We start from the raw sequence: 240 nt of genomic DNA, 5'->3' as shown, positions 1-240 counted from the left end.
TTACATCGCCTGATACTCCGCCTGTATAACCGTTTACGGGAGCCCCACTAAAATCATCATCTATCGCATCGATAATGGCTGCATTAACTACGACACTTACATTTGCCGTGTCACAGTTTGTTGGATTCAATTGTTCGCAGATCTGGTAAACTACCGTATATGTACCTGCAGGAGTGCCTGCTGCCACATCTACACTGCCTGTCGCAGGATTTAATGTTACATTAGGATTCGTTGTCGATA

1 protein-coding gene is annotated in these 240 nt (G+C 44.6%); it reads right to left on the bottom strand.

Annotation, left to right across the window (positions count from 1 at the left end):
- Positions 1–240, bottom strand: a 240-nt coding sequence (locus NHF50_RS15680; RefSeq protein ID WP_252777376.1) for a hypothetical protein, incomplete at both ends; no start/stop codon positions are given.

It is taken from the genome of Flavobacterium sp. NRK F10 (genome assembly GCF_024054235.1).
Lineage (GTDB): Bacteria > Bacteroidota > Bacteroidia > Flavobacteriales > Flavobacteriaceae > Flavobacterium > Flavobacterium sediminis.
The sequence above is the reverse complement of the archived record's forward strand: the minus strand, read 5'-3'. Positions and strand labels throughout refer to the sequence as shown.